Raw genomic sequence first — 19,620 nt, 5'->3', positions numbered from 1 at the left:
CTACCCGTTTCCTTCTGTCTCATGTTGCCTTGAGCTGCCGCGCGGGACTGCTCAGCACCGGAAGCCGCCGGCGCGAGGCCAGCACTTCCTCGATGTCTTCCTTGGCGCCGTCGATCAGCACGCGTATGGCGGTCTCGGCCTCGTCGGGCCTGTGCGCAATCACTGCGTCGAGCACCGCGCGGTGCAGCGGCAAAGACTGCACTGGGCCGTCCTTGCGCCGTGTTGAAACTTCGAAGCTGGTGCGCAGCAGCGCGCCCAGCGCCTTGCTCATCTGCACCAGCATGCGGTTGCGCGAGGCCTTCAGCAGGCCCTGGTGGAAAAGCAGGTCGTAGGTGACATAGTCGCCGCCTTCTTCCACGGCGCGCCGCATGCCGGCATAAGCGAGTTCGATGTCGGCGAGGTCCTGCGCAGTGGCACGCACGGCCGCCAGCCGCATGGCCGCGGGCTCGACCACGCGGCGCAAATCCTGCAGGTCGCGCAGGAATTCCGGCGTCAGGCCGGCTTTGGACTGCCAGGCGATGACGTCGGCATCAAACCAGTTCCAGTGGTCTTCGGACAACACGCGGGTGCCGACCTTGGGGCCGGTGGTGATCAGCCCCTTGGCGATCAATGATTTCACCGCCTCGCGCACCACCGTGCGGCTCACCCCCAGCTCGGCGCACAGCGCCGGCTCGGGCGGCAGGGAGGCGCCCGCGACATAACGTCCCGAAACAATGGCTTCGCCCAGATGATCCACCGTGTTGCCATGAACGTTCTTGATCATGGTCGTCCGTCCCTTAGCCATGCACAAACAGCGTGACCAGCGGGTCCGCTCCCACCTGGCGGCTCCAGTGGCCGTGTACGGCCGCGTCGAAGGTGGCACCCTCGGGCAGCAGGTCGGCCGAATAGAAATGCTGGCCCCGGCCGGAAGATGCGCGAGGTCTCGTCCTGCAGGCCGATCTCCATCTCGCCGCCCAGGATGACCGCCCACTGCGTATAGGGGGGGAAATGGAACTGGTTGCGAAAACCCACGGGGCTGTGGCGCAGCTGGAAACCATCGGACGGGAACAGCGCAGACAGCATGGCTTGCGGCGAGTCTTCGCCGAGCGGCACGGCCTCCTCGCGGAATTTCGCGCGGCCGTCCGTATCGGTGAAAAGAATGACCTGGGTAAAAACGCTCACAGGGAACTCCGGCAACGGATGGTAAAAAAATGTTTCATCACGCCAATTCTCTGTCAAAAGCAATCTGGACTTTCATGGACTTGCGCTTGTCTCCCGCCAGCCGGAAAGCGTCCCCGGCCTGGCCGAAATCAAGAATGTCGGAAATCACGGACCGGCCATCGATCAGGCCCTGGTTCAGGAAGGCGACCGCCACTGCAAACTCGCCATGGAAGCGGAAGGTGCCGCGCAGGTCAATTTCCTTGCCAACCAGCGTATTGAGCGGCATGGCGATGTTGCCGCCCAGGCCGATGGTGACAATCACGCCCCGGGGCGCCACCACATCGAGCCCGCCAACCAGGGCTTTTTCACTGCCGGAGGCCTCGAACATCACGTCGAAATATCCCTTGTTGGCCGCAAACGGCGCCAGCCCTTCGGGGTTTTCTGCCAGGTTGATGGCCTGGTCGGCGCCCATTTTGAGCGCGCAGGCCAGGGGCAGATCGGCGATGTCGGCCGCCACGATCTGCGCGGCACCGGCGCGGCGCAAACCGGCGATCAGCAGCGCGCCTATCGGCCCGCAACCGGTCACCAGCACGCGTTTGCCGAACACCGAACCGGCGCGCGCAATGGCGTGCAGGCCAACCGACAGCGGTTCGGCCAGCGCCGCCTGCGACAGCGGCAAGCCGTCGGCCACTGCGTGCGCCTGCGCCGCATCAATCACAAGGGTCTCACGAAACGCGCCCTGCACGTGCGGGAAACGCATGGCGCTGCCGTAAAAACGCATGTCCATGCAATGGTTGTGCAAGCCCTGCTGGCAATAGCGGCACATGCCACAGGGCCGCGACGGTGAAATCGCGATGCGCTGGCCCACGCGAAAACCACTGACCTCGCTGCCCAACGTCTCCACCACACCCGATACCTCGTGGCCGAGCACCATGGGCTCCTTGATGCGTACGGTGCCAAAACCCCCGTGCTGAAAATAGTGCAGGTCCGAACCGCAAATGCCGCCGAAAGCGACACGCACCCGCATCTGCTGCGGCCCCATGGCCTCGTCCGCAAATGCATCGAGACGCAGATCCAGCGGGGCATGACAAACCAGGGCACGCATGATTTTCTCCAGATAAATGGGCGGGTTCACAAGGTGGCCGTCACTCCGCCATCAACATACAGGACATGGCCGTTGACGAAACTCGACGCATCGCTGGCCAGGAAAACGGCCGCACCCGCCAACTCGCCAACTTCACCCCAACGCCGGCTGGGCGTACGACCGGTCAACCAGGTGCAGAATTTCTCATCCGCGACAAGCTTTTCGTTCAACTCCGTCTTGAAGTAACCAGGCCCCAGTCCGTTGACCTGCAGGCCATGCGGGCCCCAGTCGATGGCCATGCCCTTGGTCAGCATCTTCACAGCGCCCTTGCTGGCCATATAAGGTGCAATGTTGGGGCGGCCCATCTCGCTTTGCACCGAACAGATATTGATGATCTTGCCGCAGCCGCGCGGAATCATTTTCCGCGCAACAGCCTGGCCCATGAAAAAGACGCTGTCGACATTGGTGCGCATGAGTTCATGCCAGTCGGCAGCAGGAAAATCTTCCAGCGGCATGCGCCGCTGCATGCCCGCGTTATTGATCAGGATGTCGATGGCACCCAGTGTCGTTTCGATATCTTCCACCGCCGCTTGCACATCAGCCGCCTGCGTGACGTCAAATGCACGGGTGTGCACCTGGAAACCCTCGCCGCGCAAAACCGCGGCTGCACTCTCCAGCTTGACCTTGTCACGGCCGTTGAGTACCAGCGCGGCGCCGGCTTGCCCGAGCCCACGCGCCAGCGCAAAACCGATGCCGCCTGATGACCCTGTGATGAGCGCCAGCCTGCCGTCCAGCCTGAAGGGGTTTGCCGTTGTCATCAGTTGGATCACTCCAGGCGCTGGCCGCTGGTTTCGTCAAACACGTGGGCCTTGCCGTGCGCAACCTCAAGATGCACGATGTCGTCTGGCTGGACGCTGGTACGGCCGTGCATGACCACGACGACTCGGGTGTCGCCGACTTCAAGCAGCAGCTCGGTCTCGGCGCCGGTCGGCTCCACCACAATCACCTTGGCGGGAACGCCCTGGCCCGTGGCAGACAGCATCAGGTCGCCCGGCCGGACGCCATAAACCACCGCCTGGCCGTCGCGCCCCTGGGCCAGCATGTCCACTTGCCACGCATGGCCTTGTGACTCCACCCAAGCCCGGCCGTCGGTCTGGCGCAAGGTCCCCTTGAGCACGTTCATGGACGGTGAACCGATGAACTGGGCCACAAACAGATTGCCCGGCCGGTCGAACAGCTCCAGGGGTGTTCCGATCTGCTCGATGATGCCGTCGTGCATCACGACGATGCGGTCAGCCATGGTCATGGCCTCGATCTGGTCGTGGGTGACATAAACCGTCGTGGTTTTCAGGCGCTGGTGCAAGGCCTTGATTTCGGCCCGCATGGCCACGCGCAACTTGGCATCCAGGTTGGACAGCGGCTCGTCAAACAAGAACACCTTGGGGTCGCGCACGATGGCACGCCCCATGGCCACGCGCTGGCGCTGGCCACCGGAGAGCTCGCGCGGAAAGCGGTCAAGCAAGGGGTCGAGGTTGAGGATGCGGGCAGCGTCGCCGACACGCTTGTGGGTCAGTTCCACATCCGCCTTGCGCAGCTTGAGGCTGAAGGCCATGTTGTCGCGCACCGTCATGTGCGGGTACAGCGCGTAGCTCTGGAACACCATCGCGATGTCGCGGTCCTTGGAGTCGAGGTCGTTGATGACCTTGCCATCGATGGCAATTTCACCACCACTGATTTCCTCCAGGCCGGCGAGCATGCGCAGCAGGGTGGACTTGCCGCAGCCGGACGGCCCGACCAGCACCACGAACTCACCATCCGAGATGTCGAAACTGATGCCGTGAATGATCTTGACCTTGCCGAAGGACTTTTCAACTTTTCGAAATGAGACAGAAGCCATGGTGCAGGTGTTCCAGTACGGGGAAATCAGCTCTTGACGGCACCGGCAGTCAAGCCGGACACCATGTAGCGCTTGAAGGCGTAATAAATGGCCGCGGGAGGCAGCGCGTAGATCAGGCCGGTGGTCATGAGCAATTCCCAGGGCGAATCGTCCGCCGCCAGGAAGTTGCCCAGCGCCACGCCCAGGGTGATGCTGCTTTCGCTCGAAAGCAGGAGGAAGGCATAGAGGTACTCGTTCCAGGCCAGCAGCAAGGCATAGGTACCGACCGCCACGAGCGAAGGCACCATCAGGGGCAGATAGACCAACCGGAACAGCTGCATCGCGGACGCACCATCCATCTTTGCCGCCTCATCAAGCTCGTAGGGCAGCTTGTCGGAAGCCTGCTTGAGCACCCAGATGCAGTAAGGCGACGCAATTGTGACCATGGCCATGATCAGCGACCACTGGCTGTTGAGCATGCCGTAGTTGCCCATGGTCTTGTACATCGGCACGGCAAGGAACGCCGCGGGGATAAAGTAGGTCAGCAGCGCCATGTTCATCACCGTGCGCCCGCCGCGCGCCCGCAGGCGGCTGATGGCGAACGCAGCCAGGGTGGCGACCACCAGGGTGATGCCCGCTACCGCAAACGCGATCAGGAATGAGTTGGCCAGCTGTTGCCAGAAATGGTGCAGGTAGAAATGCTTCTGTTCCACGACGATGCGGAAATTGTCCAGCGTCGGATCCTTGGGCCACAGGCGCCCGGATGTGGCCTGGTCGCGCGGCGAGATCGAGAACAGGAACAGGTGATACACCGGAATCATGGTCCACAGAAAAACCGGAATTCCGATCAGCACCAGCTTGGCCTCGGTCGTGACCTGCTTGAAGGTGATGGGTTTCATTTGGACAAACGTTTCATCATGAAATAAACCAGCGGCAGGACCAGTGGCAGGGCGACCACGATGGAGGCCATGGCCAACTCGATCTGGTCCAGCCGCAAATAGCGGATGCCCAGCGTCGCCAGAACGTGTGTGAGATCAGCCGGGCCGCCACCAGTCAGCAGGTAGACGCTGTTGAAATCGCCCAGCGACCAGATGGTCGACAACAGGAGCGAGGTCAGGTACACGGTCTTGAGCGAAGGCCAGGTGATGAACTGGAACTTCTGCCAGTTGCTCGCGCCATCGACGGCAGCGGCTTCGTACTGCTCGGCGGGAATCGCCAGGCGCGCGGCCACCAGAATCAGCGTCCAGAACGGCAGGGACTTCCAGATGTGCGCCAGGATGGACAGGGACAGCGCCAGGGTGGGGTCATTCAGCCAGTTCGGGCCATCGGCGCCGGTGAGCTTGAAGATCAGGGTGTTGATGACGCCCCACTCGGGGTTGAGCATGAAACGCATCGACAGGATGGTCGGAATCGAAGGCACGGCCCACGGCAGGATGAACAGCAGCGACAGCCATTTGATCCATTTGCGGTCCTGCACAAAAAAACCGGACAGGAACAGCGCCACCATCATTTTCACGTTGATGCCGACACCGAGAAAAACCAGCGTGTTGATGACCGACCGGAAAAAGATCGGGTCATCGAACAGCTTCACATAACTTGCGGGCTGGCGTGCCAGCCACAGGCCATAACCCACGGGATACAGCACAAAAACCAGAAAAAGCAGCACATAGGGAATCAGCAGGACCAGGCCCCAGCGCTCCCAGGATGTCATTCCCTTGACGGGCCGGCGCTCGCCGGCCCGGGGAGACTGCTCTACAGCCATCGTGGTCATGGTATTTGCATGGTGACGGCCACCAGCCGGAACTGGATGGCCGTTGGATGAATCAGGATCGGGACATGCCCGACCAGCTTAGTTGGCAACCGTCTTGATGCGGGCGATCATCTCGTCCACCGCCTTGTCCACCGGCACCTTCTCGCTGACGACACGGTTCGCCGCCTTGGCCCAGACGTTCTCGTTGTTGAGCACCGTGAACTTGTAGTTTTTCGTGAACTCGAAGTTGACCGTTCCGTCCTGGAACTGGTTGTGCACAGCCAGACGGTGCTTGTCACCCTTCCAGAACGCGCTCGCCTGGCCGGCCTTGGTCACCGGATACCAGCGTCCCAGCGAGCCTTCCACATAAGGTCCCAGGTTTTCTTCCGCCATGATGAACTTCACGAACTCCTTGGCGCGTGCCTTGTTCTTCGCATCCTTGAAGACCACGCCCACCTTCACCGCCGAGCGGTACACCATCTTGCTGCCATCGGGCTTGTTCGGGAATCCGGCGGTACGAATCGATTCGGTGTAATACTTTTTAGCCGTTGCGCGTTGCGCTTCGGTCAACGTCGCATTGTTCATGTCGTCGAGCCACTTCGCAGCGATGGAGATCGTTGCGTTGTGCGTCATCAGGGTCGTCTTGTTGTGGAACGCCACATTGTTGTCCGGGTCCTTCCAGTTGGAAGAGGACGGAGGCGTGCAACCGCGAGTGTAGATGTTGGTGTAGTCCGTCAGCGCCCCGATCAGGCCGGCACGCACGGCCGGATCATCCACCAGCAGTTTGCCGCTGTCGCTGACCAGCTTGACGTTGTAGGCATCCATGAAGGTCAGGAAGGAATAGAACGAATCGCTGGAATCCACGCCCAGCGGCTGGCCAATGCCAAATACGCGGGTACCGGTCTTGGCACGGTAGGCAGGCTGCGCCTTGTCGCACCAGAAATCCCAGTAGGCTTTCCAGGTGGTCGGGATGTCGGACTCCTTGAGCCCGGCCTCCGTCAGCATGTCCGCCCAATACTGGATGTGCATGGTCTGCTGCTTCATCGGAAACGCATAGTAAGCACGTTTCTTGTCCACATCGTTGTACAGGAAGGTGGTTTCGACCGTATTTTTGGCGAAGCTGGACCGCATCGGATCGATCACGCTGCTGATGTCTTCCAGCTTGCCCTCAAAGGCCCATTTGCCCGCCACCTGAAAGTCATACACGTCGCCGTAGGAAACATCAGGCGGGTTTCTGGAATCCAGCGCCGCGACGCTTTTCGGAATGATTTCCTGTGGCGCATATTGCGACAGCTCCACCTTGACCTTGGTCTTGGCTTCGAACTTCTTGATGGCCGCAAAAAGGGCGTCATCCTCGGCTTTGTAAAAGCCTTTGGCCCACCAGACGGTGAGTGTTTCCTGCGCTGCGGCCTGCCCGGCGGTCACCAGGCCCGCCGCGACCATCGCAGTCGCGAGCATTGTCTTGAGCTTCATTTCATTTGTCTCCTGTGCAGTTAGTTGTTGAACCAGCGGAAAAATCAGGCCTCTGCCCTCCTGAATTCGTTGTTATCATATGATGATTGACCATGATCAAGTCTATGGAAAACCCGAACGATCAACCCCACTCCGGCACCGGGCTGAGTAGCGGCCGGCCCGCAAAATGAGCCGCCAGATTAGCCGCGGCAAGGTCCGCCATGGCTTGTCGGGTCTGGCGCGTGCCGCTGGCAATGTGCGGCGTCAACACCACGTTGTCCAGAGCCCACAAGGCCTCGGGCACATGGGGCTCTTTTTCAAACACATCCAAGCCGGCGCCGGCAATCACACCCTGTTGCAGGGCCTGCACCAAGGCCGCTTCGTCAACCACCGAGCCGCGCGCCACATTGATCAGGTAACCCCCGGGGCCCAGCGCCTGCAGCACCTCCGCGTTGATCAGGTGCCGCGTGCCGGCGCCACCGGGCGTGATGACAATCAGGAAATCAACCTGGGCCGCCAGGGCCTGCGCTGTTGGGAAAAAACTGTAAGCCACGCCAGGCTTGGCACTGCGTGCCGTGTAGGCAATGGACATGCCGAAAGCTTCGGCCCGGCTGGCGATGGCCTGGCCGATGCGCCCGAGGCCAACAATCCCCAGCCGCGCGCCCGACACTTTGCGGCTCAGGGGCATGGCGCCCTCGCTGGCCCAGCGGCCCGCACGTACATAACGATCAGCCTGCGGAATGCAGCGCGCCACACTCAGCATGAGGCCGATGGCCAGATCAGCCACTTCGTCATTGAGCACGCCGGGGGTGTGTGTCACCGGGATGCGGCGCTCCAGCGCCGTGGAGACATCCACCCCGTCGTACCCGACACCGAAAATGGACACCATCTCGAGCGCGGGCAACTGGTCCATCAGCGCACGCGGCACTTTCGACTCGCCGCCTCCGACAACAGCCCGAATGCCGGAGGCGGCCTTGGCGAATGCCGCCGGGTCGGTCTCGTGCAGACGCTCATGCACAACATAAGCCGCCTGGAGGGGTTCGAGCAGGAAGGGCGGCAGCCTGGAAACGGCAAGAATGACGGGACGGGACAAGGCAACTCCTGGAGGGGTCATGGTTATCACTGAGATTTTTCGCGCAATGGTATGACGATAATATGTTTAACAATTAAGGATTTTCCCTATGACCGACTCCAAGACACCCCGGAAAAAGCCCTCGGAATTGCGCAGCCAGCAATGGTTCGGCCGCCAGGACCGCGACGGATTCGCCTACCGCAGCTGGGTCAAGGGCAAGGGCGTGCCGCATGACCAGTTCGACGGGCGCCCGGTCATCGGCATCTGCAACACCTTCAGTGAACTGACGCCCTGCAACTCGCATTTCCGCACGATTGCCGAGCAGGTGAAGATTGGCGTGTACGAGGCTGGCGGCTTCCCGCTGGAGTTCCCGGTCATGTCACTGGGCGAAACCCTGCTGCGCCCCACCGCCATGCTGTACCGCAACCTGGCCAGCATGGACGTGGAAGAAAGCATTCGCGGCAACCCGATCGATGGCGTGGTGCTTCTGATGGGCTGCGACAAAACCACGCCCTCACTGGTGATGGGCGCAGCCAGCGTGGACCTGCCCACCGTGGGTGTCAGCGGCGGCCCCATGCTCAGCGGCAAGTGGCGCGGCCAGGAACTCGGTTCGGGTACCGGCGTGTGGAGCATGAGCGAGCAGGTGCGTGCCGGCACGCTCAAGCTCGCCGACTTTTTTGAAGCCGAAAGCTGCATGCACCGCAGCCACGGCCACTGCATGACCATGGGCACCGCCAGCACCATGGCCAGCATGGTCGAGGCCTTGGGCATCGGCCTGCCGGGCAATGCCGCCTACCCTGCCGTCGATGGCCGGCGCAATGTGCTGGCGCGCATGGCCGGGCGCCGCGCGGTCGAGATGGTGCATGAGGACCTCACACTCTCGAAGATCCTGACGCGCGAAGCTTTCGAAAACGCCATCAAGACCCTGGCTGCGATTGGCGGCTCGACCAACGCCGTGATCCACCTGATCGCGATGGCCGGCCGCATCGGTGTGAAACTCACGGTGGACGACTTCGACCGCCTGGCCAGCGAGTTGCCCTGCCTGGTCAACCTGCAGCCTTCGGGCAAGTTCCTGATGGAAGACTTCTGCTACGCCGGCGGCCTGCCGGTGGTGATGAAGGAAATCGCGCAGCACCTGCACACGGGCGCCATCACCGCCAACGGAAAAACCATAGGCGAGAACATCGCGGACGCACAGAACTACAACACCGAAGTCATCCAGCCGCTGAGTGCGCCCTTCAAGGACAAGGCCGGCATTGCCGTGCTGCGCGGCAACCTCTCGCCGCGCGGCGCGGTCATCAAACCGAGCGCGGCCACGCCCGCGCTCATGGTGCACACCGGCCGCGCGGTGGTGTTTGAAAACATCGAGGACTTCCACGCACGCATCGACGACGAAGACCTCGATATCGACGAGACCTGCGTCATGGTGCTGAAAAACTGCGGCCCCAAGGGCTATCCTGGCATGGCCGAGGTGGGCAACATGCCGCTGCCGCCCAAGGTGCTGCGCAAGGGCATCACCGACATGGTGCGCATCAGTGATGCCCGCATGAGCGGCACGGCCTATGGCACCGTAGTGCTGCACACCGCGCCCGAAGCAGCAGCCGGCGGACCCCTGGCCATCGTCCAGAATGGCGACATGATCGAACTCAATGTTCCCGAGCGCAAGCTTCAGCTGCACATCAGCGACGAGGAACTGGTGCGCCGCCTGGCCGGCTGGAAAGCACCGGCGCCGCCCCTGTCTTCGGGTTACTGGAAGCTGTATGTCGATCATGTGCTGCAGGCCGACGAAGGCGTGGATCTGGATTTCCTGGTCGGCAAACGCGGCTCCTTCGTGCCGCGTGACAACCATTGATACACAAAGCTTGACATGAAATTACTCATCACCGGGGGCGCCGGTTTTGTCGGTGCCCGACTGGCCCGCGCGATTCTCCAGAAGGGCCAGCTCGATGGCCGGGCCATTGACGCGCTGCACATTGCCGACATGTTTGCACCACCCGCCGATCTGGCAGCCGACAAGCGGGTGCGGGTGCACACCGGCCCGCTGCTGAGCCAGTCGGCCCTGTTTGCCAGCGGCTTCGACGCCGTCTTCCACCTGGCCTCGGCCGTGTCTGGCGAATGCGAACTCGACTTCGACCTGGGCCTGCGCTCCAACCTTGACAGCACCCGCCTGCTGCTCGACAGCCTGCGCCAGGCCGGCAATGCACCACGGCTCGTGTTCGCCAGCTCGGTGGCGGTCTTCGGCCCGGACGCATCCAACCCGCTGCCCGACCTCGTGACGGATCACACCCTGCCGTCACCGCAGACCTCCTACGGCACCCACAAGCTGATGTGTGAACACCTGATTGCCGACTACACCCGCAAAGGTTTTGTCGATGGCCGGTCGGCGCGCCTGATGACGGTCACCGTGCGACCGGGCAAACCCAATGGCGCGGCGTCCTCGTTTTTCAGCGGCATCATCCGCGAGCCCCTGGCCGGCGTGGAGACCACCTGTCCCGTGGATGCAGACGTCACCCATCCCGTGTCGTCACCGTCGAACACGGTGCAAGGCCTGATCACCGTGTTCGAGGCCAGCCAGCAGGCCATGGGCGGGCGCCTGGCACTCAATCTGCCCGGGCTCAATGTCAGCGTCGGCGAGATGCTGCAGGCCCTGGAAGAAGTCGCCGGCCCCGCGGTCCGCCGGCGCGTTCGCTTCGAACGTGACGAACGCATCGCCGGCATCGTGGCCAACTGGGCGCGCGGTGCCAGCGCTGACCGGGCGCACGCCCTCGGCCTGAAGCTCGACGCTTCCTTCAAGGCCATCATTGAACAGTACATCGAGGATTGCCGCAGCCCCGCCTACCCGGCGGGTGCCCTGCAGGGCATGTCCTGAACCCATGCTCACCGGCGTGCCTGGCCCCAGCCTTTACACACAATCTGCATGAACAGCCGCCGACTTCTCGCCGTGGACTGGGGCACCTCGTCGCTGCGCGGCGCGCTGCTGGCGCCTGACGGCCAGGTGCTGGAAGAACGCGCTTTTCCGCGCGGCATCCTCAGCGTGGCGGCAGGCGAATTCCAGGCTGTTTTTGAAAGCTGTTTTGGCGACTGGATGGCAAGCGGTGCGCTGTGCCTGATTTCAGGCATGGCCGGCAGCCAGCAGGGCTGGCAGGAAGCACCCTACTGCGCCTGCCCCGCCAACCTCCAGGACATCGCTGTCCGGCTTCAATGGCTGGAGCCCGGCCGCATCGCCATCGTGCCTGGTCTCAGCCTCGAGCGAGGCGGCATTCCGGATGTCATGCGGGGCGAAGAAACCCAGGTCTTTGGTGCCCTGCTGCTGCTGGACCTCACCGACGCGCGCCTGGTGCTGCCCGGCACGCACAGCAAATGGGTCACTGCCGCCGCCGGCCGCATCACGGGTTTTTCGACCTGGATGACCGGCGAGTTTTACGCCCTGCTGCACCGCCACTCGATTCTTGCGCGCACACTCCCCGAGGAGGACGGCCCTCTCGATCTTTCCGCCTTTGACAAAGGGGTGAGCCAGGCGCTGCACGGCCCGGGCCTGCTGCACACGGCTTTCAGCACGCGCACCCTGGCCCTGTTCAAACGCATGGACGCCAGCGCGCTGCCGGCTTACCTGTCAGGCCTGGTGATTGGTGAAGAACTCAAATCACAAAACCTGCGCGCCGGCGAACCCGTGGTGCTCATGGGTGCCGAAACGCTCACGGCACGTTATGAACAGGCGCTGGCGCAGCTGGACGTTCCGGTCCGGCGCGTGGGCGCCAGCGCCACCTGGCGCGGCTTGCGCGCCATTGCCGATACCCTGTCCATCCATCCCCAGCCATGAACCCCCATCAAAAATTCAGCTCTGCCCTGCAAACCCTGCCGCTGGTCGCCATCCTGCGCGGCCTGCAGCCTGCCGAAGCCCTGCCCGTCGGGCAGGCGCTGGTGTCCACCGGCTGGACACTGATCGAAGTTCCGCTCAATTCACCACAGCCGCTGGAGAGCATTGCCGCGCTGGCATCTACTTTTCCGCAGGCCCTGGTCGGTGCCGGAACGGTGCTGACCGTGGAAGATGTGCGCAACGTCCAGGCGGCGGGCGGCCAGCTCATCGTTTCACCCAACTTCAACCCGGCTGTGGTGCGCGAAGCCGTCCGCCTGGGCCTGGTCTGCCTGCCCGGCGTGATGACGGCCAGTGAAGCGTTCGCGGCACTTGAAGCCGGTGCGACCGGCTTGAAGATTTTCCCCGCCGAAATGATCACCCCCGCGGTGGTGAAGGCGCTGCGCGCCGTACTGCCTGCCGGCACCGCCGTGTTGCCGGTCGGAGGCATCACGCCGGGGAACATGCACCCCTACTTCGCGGCAGGGGCCAGCGGCTTTGGCATCGGTTCGGCGCTGTACCAGCCCGGCACGCCGGCCCCGGCGGTGGCTGAAAACGCTATGAAATTCATAGCCGCCTGCGCTGCCAGTACTGCAATCCGGAAGTAGCGAGACAAATAAAAGTGATGGATTCGTGCCCAGGGCAAGGCACAAGCCGCCGCGAAGGCTGGGCGCCTTCGCAAGGGTTGCAACGCCGCCATGGGTGCGAAGACACGCTTTTATGTTTCGCCACTTCCGGATTGCAGTACTAAGATCAGGGCATGAGCACTCTTTCATCCCCAAATTCTGCACAAATCTCCTTCGGTCTGGGAGGCCGCGTCTGCATTGTCACCGGCGGTGCCCAGGGCATAGGCGAAGCCTGCATACGCCGCTTTGCGCGTGAAAACGCCAAGGTCGTGATTGCCGACATCGACGACAGCCGCGGCACGGCGCTGGCCAGTGAGCTCGGCGGCCTTTACGTGCACTGCGACGTCGGCGACAAGGCCCAGGTCGATGCGCTGGTGGCGCAAACCGTGGCCGCCCACGGCCGCATTGATGTGCTGGTCAACAATGCCGGCATTTTCAGGGCTGCCGATTTCCTGGAAGTCACCGAGGCCGACTTCGACGCCGTGCTGCGCATCAACCTCAAAGGCTCCTTTCTCGTCGGCCAGGCCGTGGCGCGGGAAATGGCCAAAGCGGGCAAGGGCAGCATCGTGAACATGAGCTCGGTCAACGGCGTGCTGGCGATCCCCACCATTTCCAGCTACAACGTGAGCAAAGGCGGCATCAACCAGCTCACGCGCGTGATGGCTCTGGCCCTGGCCGACAAGGGAGTGCGCGTGAACGCCGTCGCGCCGGGTACCATCGCGACCGAACTCGCGTCCAAAGCCGTGCTGACCAGCGATGAGGCCAAGGCCAGAATCATGAGCCGCACACCGATGAAGCGACTTGGCGAACCTTCGGAAATTGCCGACGCTGTGGCCTACCTGGCCAGCGACGCCGCCAGCTACATCACCGGCGAGATTGTGGTGGTCGATGGCGGGCGCATGACGCTGAACTACACCGTGCCAGTCTAGAGCGCTGCCACGCCCCCGGAAGCGGTGGAGATAGCCCCGCGTAGTTGACATGGATCATGCGGGCCGCAAAACGTGCCCCCCAAAGGCCGCCGTTTCAATAGACTGGGCGCTCAGCTTCTGGAGTTCACCATGTCGATTCGCCTTGTTTCCATCCTCGCAGCAACTGCAGCCCTCGGCCTGGCCGGCTGCGCCGAGTTTCCTCCCCGCCACGCGGCGTACCACGCCGGCGCATCGGCACCCGCCCCCGGGCAGGGCATGCCGATGGCGCGCATGGACGAGCACATGAAAACCATGCGCATCATGCACGACCGTGTGGCAAGTGCAAAAACCCCCGAAGAACGCAACGCCCTGATGGTTGAGCACCACAAACTCATGCAGGAAGGCATGGCCATGATGGGCGGCATGGGACCTGGCGGCAGGATGGGCATGGGCGGCATGATGGGCAATATGCAGGGCCCCGGCATTGACCCGGCCGAGCGCCAGCAGATGATGGAAAAACGCATGGAAATGATGCAGTCCATGATGCAGATGATGATGGACCGGCTGCCCCCAGTACCGGCCAAACCCTGAAAGACACCATGACCTCCAACACCACGTCCTCCGCTGGCGCGGCCTACGGCTTTTACTGCAAGCCCGGCGACAACAGCTTTGGCCATGTGGTGAGCCGTGTCACCGACGCCCTCAAGTCCGAAGGCTTCGGCGTGCTGACCGACATCGACGTGCAGGCGACCATGAAAACCAAGCTGGGGGTCGATGTGCGGCCCTACCGCATCCTGGGCGCCTGCAATCCGCCGCTGGCGCATCGCGCCCTGACCGCCCAGCCCGATATCGGACTGCTGCTTCCTTGCAACGTCATCGTGCGTGAAGATGACGACGGCAGCTTCACCGTGGGTTTCATGGACCCGGTGGCGGTGATGCAGATGACCGACGACCCCGAGGTGGCCCGGGTGGCCGACGAGGTGCGCAGCCGTCTCGAGCGAGTCCGCTCGGCACTGACCGCGGCACCCGGCGGCGCCGCGAAAACCTGAGGGGATCAGCGCATGCCCGGTCTGTTTTATGATGGTGGCTACATGATGGGCATGCACGGGCTGGGGTGGCTGGTTCTGTTGGTGCTTCTCGCCGGGGTTTTTATTTTCGGCCGGAGCCGTTACGCGGACCGCGAAGATGACCGGCGTGAAACGCCGCACGAGGTGTTGCGCAGACGGCTGGCCAGGGGCGAAATCACCGTGGCAGAGTATGAAGAACGCAAGGCCCTGCTCGATCGCGACAGCGGCCGGTCCGCTTGAAGCAAGATCCGGCTCGCCCTCCCTCCCATGGGCAGGGTTAAAGCCTTCAGCGACTTGACCTTTCCACGGTGGGAAGGTTTATCTTTTTCCCGATGCCCTGTTTCAGGTCTGCAGCACAGAAAAGGATGCCCTTCATGAACCACACCCACCACCCTCACGCCTCTCAGGGGGCCGGCACGGCGGCCATCGGCGCTCCAGCGGAAACTACCCATGGCGACGCCGCACAGGCAAGCGGCGCGATCTACACCTGCCCCATGCACCCGCAGATCCGGCAGGACCACCCGGGCACCTGCCCGATCTGCGGCATGACGCTGGAGCCCCTCATGCCCAGCCTCGACGAGGACGACAACCCGGAACTTGCCTCCTTCACCCGCCGCTTCTGGTGGACCCTGCCGCTCACCGTGGTGGTGACGGTGCTGGCCATGTTCGGCCATCGGCTCGGCTGGTTCGGCATGGCGGCGCAGAGCTGGATAGAGCTGGTGCTGAGCCTGCCGGTGGTGTTGTGGGCAGGCTGGCCCTTCTTTGTGCGGGGGGCGCAGTCGGTCATTCGCCGCAGCCCGAACATGTGGACCCTCATCGGCCTTGGCACCGGCGCCGCCTTTGTGTACAGCGTCGTGGCCACCGTGGCGCCGGGCGTCTTCCCGGACTCGTTTATTTCCATGGGCCGCGTCGCAGTCTATTTCGAGGCGGCGGCCGTCATCATTTCGCTCACGCTGCTCGGCCAGATGCTGGAGCTGAAGGCGCGTTCGCAGACCTCGGCCGCGATCAAGTCGCTGCTGGGCCTGGCGCCCAAGACCGCCCGCCGCATCCAGGCCGACGGCACGGAAGAAGACGTGCCGCTGGCCCATGTGCATGTGGGCGACAGCCTGCGTATACGCCCCGGCGAGAAGGTGCCTGTCGATGGGGTGGTCACCGAAGGCAGCAGCGCCGTTGATGAATCGATGCTGACCGGCGAGCCGCTGCCCGTGAGCAAGCGCCCCGGCGACAAACTCATAGGCGCCACGCTCAACACCAGCGGCGCCCTGGTCATGCGCTCCGAGCGTGTCGGCGCGCAGACCATGCTGTCGCAGATCGTGCAGATGGTCGCGCAGGCCCAGCGCTCCAAGGCACCGATGCAGCGCATGGCCGACCAGGTCGCCGGCTGGTTCGTGATGGGCGTGGTCGCCATCGCCGTGCTGACCTTCTTCGGCTGGGGATTTTTCGGGCCGCAACCGAGCTGGGTGTACGGCCTGATCAACGCCGTGGCGGTGCTCATCATTGCCTGTCCCTGCGCACTGGGCCTGGCCACACCGATGTCCATCATGGTCGCCACCGGCAAGGCTGCGGGCCAGGGCATTCTTTTCCGCGATGCCGCTGCGATAGAACACATGCGCAAGGTCGATGTGCTGATCGTCGACAAGACCGGCACGCTGACGGCCGGCAAGCCTGCGTTTGACCGGGCCGTCCCTGCCGCCGGTTTCAGCGCAGATGAAGTCTTGCGGCTGGCCGCCAGCCTGGACCAGGGCAGTGAACACCCGCTGGCCGAGGCGATTGTGAACGCCGCACGCGAGCGTGGTCTTTCCCTGGACAAACCCGAAAGCTTCGAGTCGGCCAGCGGCATCGGTGTCAGCGGGAAAGTAGCCGGCCGGTCGCTCGCTCTGGGCAACACGGCGCTGATGGCGCAAACCGGTGTCGCGGTGGACACACTGCTGGCTCAGGCGGAAGCGCTGCGCGCCGAAGGTGCCAGCGTGATGCACCTCGCCGTGGACGGCCAGCTCGCCGGCCTGCTGGCCGTGGCCGATCCGGTCAAGGCCAGCACGCCCGAGGCGCTGGCAGCGCTGAAGGCTGCGGGTCTGCGCGTCATCATGGCCACCGGTGATGGCCAGACCACCGCCAGGGCGGTGGCCGCGCGCCTGGGCATCGACGAGGTGCATGGCGAAGTCAAGCCCGCCGACAAGCTGGTGCTTGTCAAGCAGTTGCAGAACGAAGGCCATGTGGTTGCGATGGCGGGTGACGGCATCAATGACGCGCCAGCGCTGGCTCAGGCCGATGTCGGCGTGGCCATGGGTACCGGTACCGACGTGGCCATGAACAGCGCGCAGATCACGCTGGTCAAGGGTGACCTGCGCGGCATTGCGCAGGCCCGCATCATCTCGGAGGCCACCATCGCCAACATGAAGCAGAACCTCGGTTTTGCCTTCATCTACAACGCGCTGGGTGTGCCGCTCGCGGCGGGGCTGCTTTATCCCTTCACCGGCTGGCTGCTGTCGCCCATGATTGCGGCTCTCGCCATGAGCCTGAGCTCCGTATCAGTGATCAGCAACGCACTGCGGTTGCGCGCGGAGCGCTTGCGCCCCATTGCCTGATCACCTGATCACCCTGGTTCAGGAACTGCTGCCTTGCCGACCCAGCTCGACTATTCCACGCTGCTGGGCCTGAGCGTTGCACTCGGCATCGGCCTGCTGATTGGCGCGGAGCGTGAACGGCGCAAAGGCAGCGGCCCGACACGAGGCGCGGCCGGCATACGGACTTTCGCCATCGTCGCCCTGCTCGGCGCCGTCGCGGTACTGCTGGGCGGCACGGCGGTGCTGGTGACCGTGACCCTGGTGGTGGGTGCACTGGCCCTGGCCTCCTACCTCCGCACGCGCGAAAACGATCCCGGGATGACCACCGAAGCCGCCCTGCTGCTGACCTGCCTGCTCGGCGGGCTGGCGATGCGTCATGCGGCGCTCGCGGCCGGCGTGGGGACGGCACTGGCCGCGCTGCTGGCGGCGAAAACCCGCCTTCACCATTTTGTGTCCCGCGTTCTGACCGAGCGTGAGTTGCACGACGCCTTGCTGTTCTCGGCCGCGGCACTGATCGTGCTGCCGCTGGCTCCGGACCGGTTCATGGGTCCTTTTGCTGCCGTCAACCCCTATGCCATCACCCGTCTGGTGGTGCTGGTGATGGCCATCAGCGCTCTGGGTTATGTGGCGACGCGCGCCCTGGGGCCGCGTTACGGCCTGCCACTGGCGGGGTTTGCCGCCGGTTTCATCTCGAGCACCGCCACCATTCACGCCATGGGCATGCGTGCGGCCGGGTCAAGGACACAGGCAGACGGAGCGATCGCCGGTGCGGTGCTCTCCAGCCTGGCCACCATCGTCCAGCTGGCCGTCGTGGTGGCAGCGGTGCAACCGGCGCTGCTCGACGCGCTGCTTTGGCCGCTGGTGTTCGGTGGTGTCGCGGCCTGCGCCTACAGCCTGCTGTTCTTTCCCCGCGGAACTGCAGCGGCAGACCAACCGCATGGCCCGCCGGAAAACCAGGACATTGGCCGCGCCTTTGACCTGAAAACCGCGGTGTCCTTTGCAGCCGTGGTCAGCGTCGTGCTGGTGGTGTCGGCAGCGCTCAGCGCCTGGCTGGGTGCACGCGGCACCCTGCTGGCGGCTGGCGTGACCGGCCTGGTCGACGCCCATGCGACCGCCGCCTCGGTGGCCTCGCTGGTGCAAGCCGGCAAGCTGCCGCTAGACGCGGCGCTCTGGCCCATCGTCGCAGGCCTGAGCACCAACTCGCTGATGAAAGCTGCTGTGGCGTTCCACGCGGGCGGCAGCGCTTACGCGGCACGCATTGTGCCGGGGCTGGTGCTGGTCATCGCCGCGGTCTGGCTCGGCGTGTGGATGGGATGAAAACTAGAATCTGGCATGCCTGCTGATGCCACACCCTCCGGCCTTTTTACCGACGAACCCGGCAGCATGCGCTGCGCCTGGTGCCAGGCTACGCCGCTGTACCGCCATTACCACGACACTGAATGGGGCTTTCCTGTGGCTGACGAGCGAAGGCTGTTCGAGAAAATCTGCCTCGAAGGTTTTCAGGCCGGCCTGAGCTGGCTGACCATCCTGAACAAGCGGGAAGCCTTTCGCAAGGCGTTCGCCAACTTCGATGCCGAACAGGTGGCGCGTTTTGATGCCACCGACGTCCAGCGCCTGCTCGGCGATGCAGGCATCGTGCGGCACGCCGGCAAGATCGCCTCAACCATCAACAACGCCAGTCGCGTGCTGGAGCTGCGCCGCGAGTTTGGTTCGCTGGGTGCTTATGTCTGGCGGCTTGAACCGGACGCCGCGAGCCGGCCGGAACAAGTCACGCTGGAAGCCGTGCGTGCCCTGCCCCATTCACCCGCCTCGGCGGTGCTATCCAGGGACCTGAAGAAGCGCGGCTGGACCTTTGTCGGGCCGACCACGATGTACGCCTTCATGCAGGCCATGGGCCTGGTCAACGACCACCTGGAGGGTTGCGCCAGCCGGGAGCCGGCGCTGGCGGCACGTGCGGCCTTCACGCCACCGGTTTGAAGGCGACAGCCATCTGCTACTGAATACATAGCTGCTTGCGACCGTGGTTATTTGGCTGGAGGCCTTTTTCTTGCTTCAAACCCCGGCGCGTGGCATTCTTTTCAGCAGCCCCGCCGTGCTGCGCGGCCAGCCGATATCGCCAAACCAGGCGCCGCCGGCCACCGCCCAGGCATTGAGCACGCCGTAGATCACCAGCGCCACCGCCTGGGCCAGGAAAACGCCAGACAGGCCACCGCCCCAGCGCAGGGCCA

General features: G+C 63.7%; 19 protein-coding genes and 2 pseudogenes. 11 read left to right on the top strand and 10 right to left on the bottom strand.

Going from position 1 to position 19,620, the window contains the following annotated elements:
- Window positions 1–19: 19 nt before the first annotated feature.
- The 9 genes and pseudogenes from WA904_RS02740 to WA904_RS02700 form a co-directional block, all read right to left on the bottom strand.
- Entirely contained in the window at window positions 20–763 is a 744-nt protein-coding gene (locus WA904_RS02740) for a FadR/GntR family transcriptional regulator (protein WP_425195591.1), read from the bottom strand.
- A gap of 13 nt (window positions 764–776) precedes the next feature.
- Window positions 777–1,161, bottom strand: a pseudogene (locus tag WA904_RS02735) (hypothetical protein).
- 37 nt (window positions 1,162–1,198) lie between these two features.
- A complete protein-coding gene (locus tag WA904_RS02730; RefSeq protein WP_425195590.1) occupies window positions 1,199–2,245 on the bottom strand; it encodes an L-idonate 5-dehydrogenase in 1,047 nt (348 codons plus the stop codon).
- Between the two features lie 26 nt (window positions 2,246–2,271).
- Window positions 2,272–3,042 carry an SDR family oxidoreductase gene (locus WA904_RS02725; RefSeq protein ID WP_425195589.1) on the bottom strand — a complete coding sequence of 257 codons (771 nt, stop codon included), beginning with the start codon at window positions 3,040–3,042 and terminating at the stop codon, window positions 2,272–2,274.
- An 8-nt stretch (window positions 3,043–3,050) separates the two neighbouring features.
- Window positions 3,051–4,121, bottom strand: a complete 1,071-nt coding sequence (locus WA904_RS02720; protein ID WP_425195588.1) for an ABC transporter ATP-binding protein — start codon at window positions 4,119–4,121, stop codon at window positions 3,051–3,053.
- Window positions 4,122–4,147: 26 nt separating this feature from the next.
- Window positions 4,148–4,999, bottom strand: coding sequence for a carbohydrate ABC transporter permease (locus tag WA904_RS02715; protein ID WP_077592213.1), 852 nt, complete (start codon window positions 4,997–4,999; stop codon window positions 4,148–4,150).
- Window positions 4,996–5,862, bottom strand: a complete 867-nt coding sequence (locus tag WA904_RS02710; RefSeq protein ID WP_425195606.1) for a carbohydrate ABC transporter permease — start codon at window positions 5,860–5,862, stop codon at window positions 4,996–4,998. The genes WA904_RS02715 and WA904_RS02710 overlap by 4 nt, the downstream gene beginning before the upstream one ends.
- Before the next feature lie 87 nt (window positions 5,863–5,949).
- Complete coding sequence (locus WA904_RS02705; RefSeq protein WP_425195587.1) at window positions 5,950–7,323, bottom strand: ABC transporter substrate-binding protein; 1,374 nt, start codon at window positions 7,321–7,323, stop codon at window positions 5,950–5,952.
- Window positions 7,324–7,444: 121 nt separating this feature from the next.
- A complete protein-coding gene (locus tag WA904_RS02700) occupies window positions 7,445–8,416 on the bottom strand; it encodes a 2-hydroxyacid dehydrogenase (RefSeq protein WP_425195586.1) in 972 nt (323 codons plus the stop codon).
- A gap of 67 nt (window positions 8,417–8,483) precedes the next feature.
- On the opposite strand from WA904_RS02700, the gene WA904_RS02695 reads away from it, so the two are divergent.
- From WA904_RS02695 to WA904_RS02645, 11 genes are all read left to right on the top strand, one after another.
- Complete coding sequence (locus WA904_RS02695) at window positions 8,484–10,226, top strand: IlvD/Edd family dehydratase (RefSeq protein WP_425195585.1); 1,743 nt, start codon at window positions 8,484–8,486, stop codon at window positions 10,224–10,226.
- 15 nt (window positions 10,227–10,241) lie between these two features.
- Window positions 10,242–11,243, top strand: a complete 1,002-nt coding sequence (gene denD / locus WA904_RS02690) for a D-erythronate dehydrogenase (RefSeq protein WP_425195584.1) — start codon at window positions 10,242–10,244, stop codon at window positions 11,241–11,243.
- Window positions 11,244–11,291: 48 nt separating this feature from the next.
- Window positions 11,292–12,194 carry a 2-dehydro-3-deoxygalactonokinase gene (locus WA904_RS02685; RefSeq protein WP_425195583.1) on the top strand — a complete coding sequence of 301 codons (903 nt, stop codon included), beginning with the start codon at window positions 11,292–11,294 and terminating at the stop codon, window positions 12,192–12,194.
- Window positions 12,191–12,835 carry a 2-dehydro-3-deoxy-6-phosphogalactonate aldolase gene (locus WA904_RS02680; RefSeq protein WP_425195582.1) on the top strand — a complete coding sequence of 215 codons (645 nt, stop codon included), beginning with the start codon at window positions 12,191–12,193 and terminating at the stop codon, window positions 12,833–12,835. The genes WA904_RS02685 and WA904_RS02680 overlap by 4 nt, the downstream gene beginning before the upstream one ends.
- Before the next feature lie 152 nt (window positions 12,836–12,987).
- Entirely contained in the window at window positions 12,988–13,782 is a 795-nt protein-coding gene (locus WA904_RS02675; RefSeq protein ID WP_425195581.1) for an SDR family NAD(P)-dependent oxidoreductase, read from the top strand.
- Between the two features lie 129 nt (window positions 13,783–13,911).
- Window positions 13,912–14,352 carry a hypothetical protein gene (locus WA904_RS02670; protein WP_425195580.1) on the top strand — a complete coding sequence of 147 codons (441 nt, stop codon included), beginning with the start codon at window positions 13,912–13,914 and terminating at the stop codon, window positions 14,350–14,352.
- Window positions 14,353–14,360: 8 nt separating this feature from the next.
- Window positions 14,361–14,810, top strand: coding sequence for a DUF302 domain-containing protein (locus WA904_RS02665; RefSeq protein ID WP_425195579.1), 450 nt, complete (start codon window positions 14,361–14,363; stop codon window positions 14,808–14,810).
- A gap of 12 nt (window positions 14,811–14,822) precedes the next feature.
- Complete coding sequence (locus WA904_RS02660) at window positions 14,823–15,068, top strand: SHOCT domain-containing protein (RefSeq protein ID WP_425195578.1); 246 nt, start codon at window positions 14,823–14,825, stop codon at window positions 15,066–15,068.
- Between the two features lie 134 nt (window positions 15,069–15,202).
- The gene (locus WA904_RS02655) at window positions 15,203–17,413 is read left to right on the top strand and encodes a copper-transporting P-type ATPase (protein ID WP_425195577.1); all 2,211 of its coding nucleotides are present in this window, start codon (window positions 15,203–15,205) and stop codon (window positions 17,411–17,413) included.
- Between the two features lie 33 nt (window positions 17,414–17,446).
- A complete protein-coding gene (locus tag WA904_RS02650) occupies window positions 17,447–18,709 on the top strand; it encodes an MgtC/SapB family protein (RefSeq protein WP_425195576.1) in 1,263 nt (420 codons plus the stop codon).
- 15 nt (window positions 18,710–18,724) lie between these two features.
- Window positions 18,725–19,369, top strand: a complete 645-nt coding sequence (locus WA904_RS02645) for a DNA-3-methyladenine glycosylase I (RefSeq protein ID WP_425195575.1) — start codon at window positions 18,725–18,727, stop codon at window positions 19,367–19,369.
- 75 nt (window positions 19,370–19,444) lie between these two features.
- On the opposite strand, the pseudogene WA904_RS02640 reads toward WA904_RS02645, so the two are convergent.
- A pseudogene (locus tag WA904_RS02640) lies at window positions 19,445–19,620 on the bottom strand (MATE family efflux transporter); the annotation flags it as partial.

Source organism: Polaromonas sp., assembly GCF_049790275.1.
Taxonomy (GTDB): domain Bacteria; phylum Pseudomonadota; class Gammaproteobacteria; order Burkholderiales; family Burkholderiaceae_C; genus Polaromonas.
The sequence above is the reverse complement of the archived record's forward strand: the minus strand, read 5'-3'. Positions and strand labels throughout refer to the sequence as shown.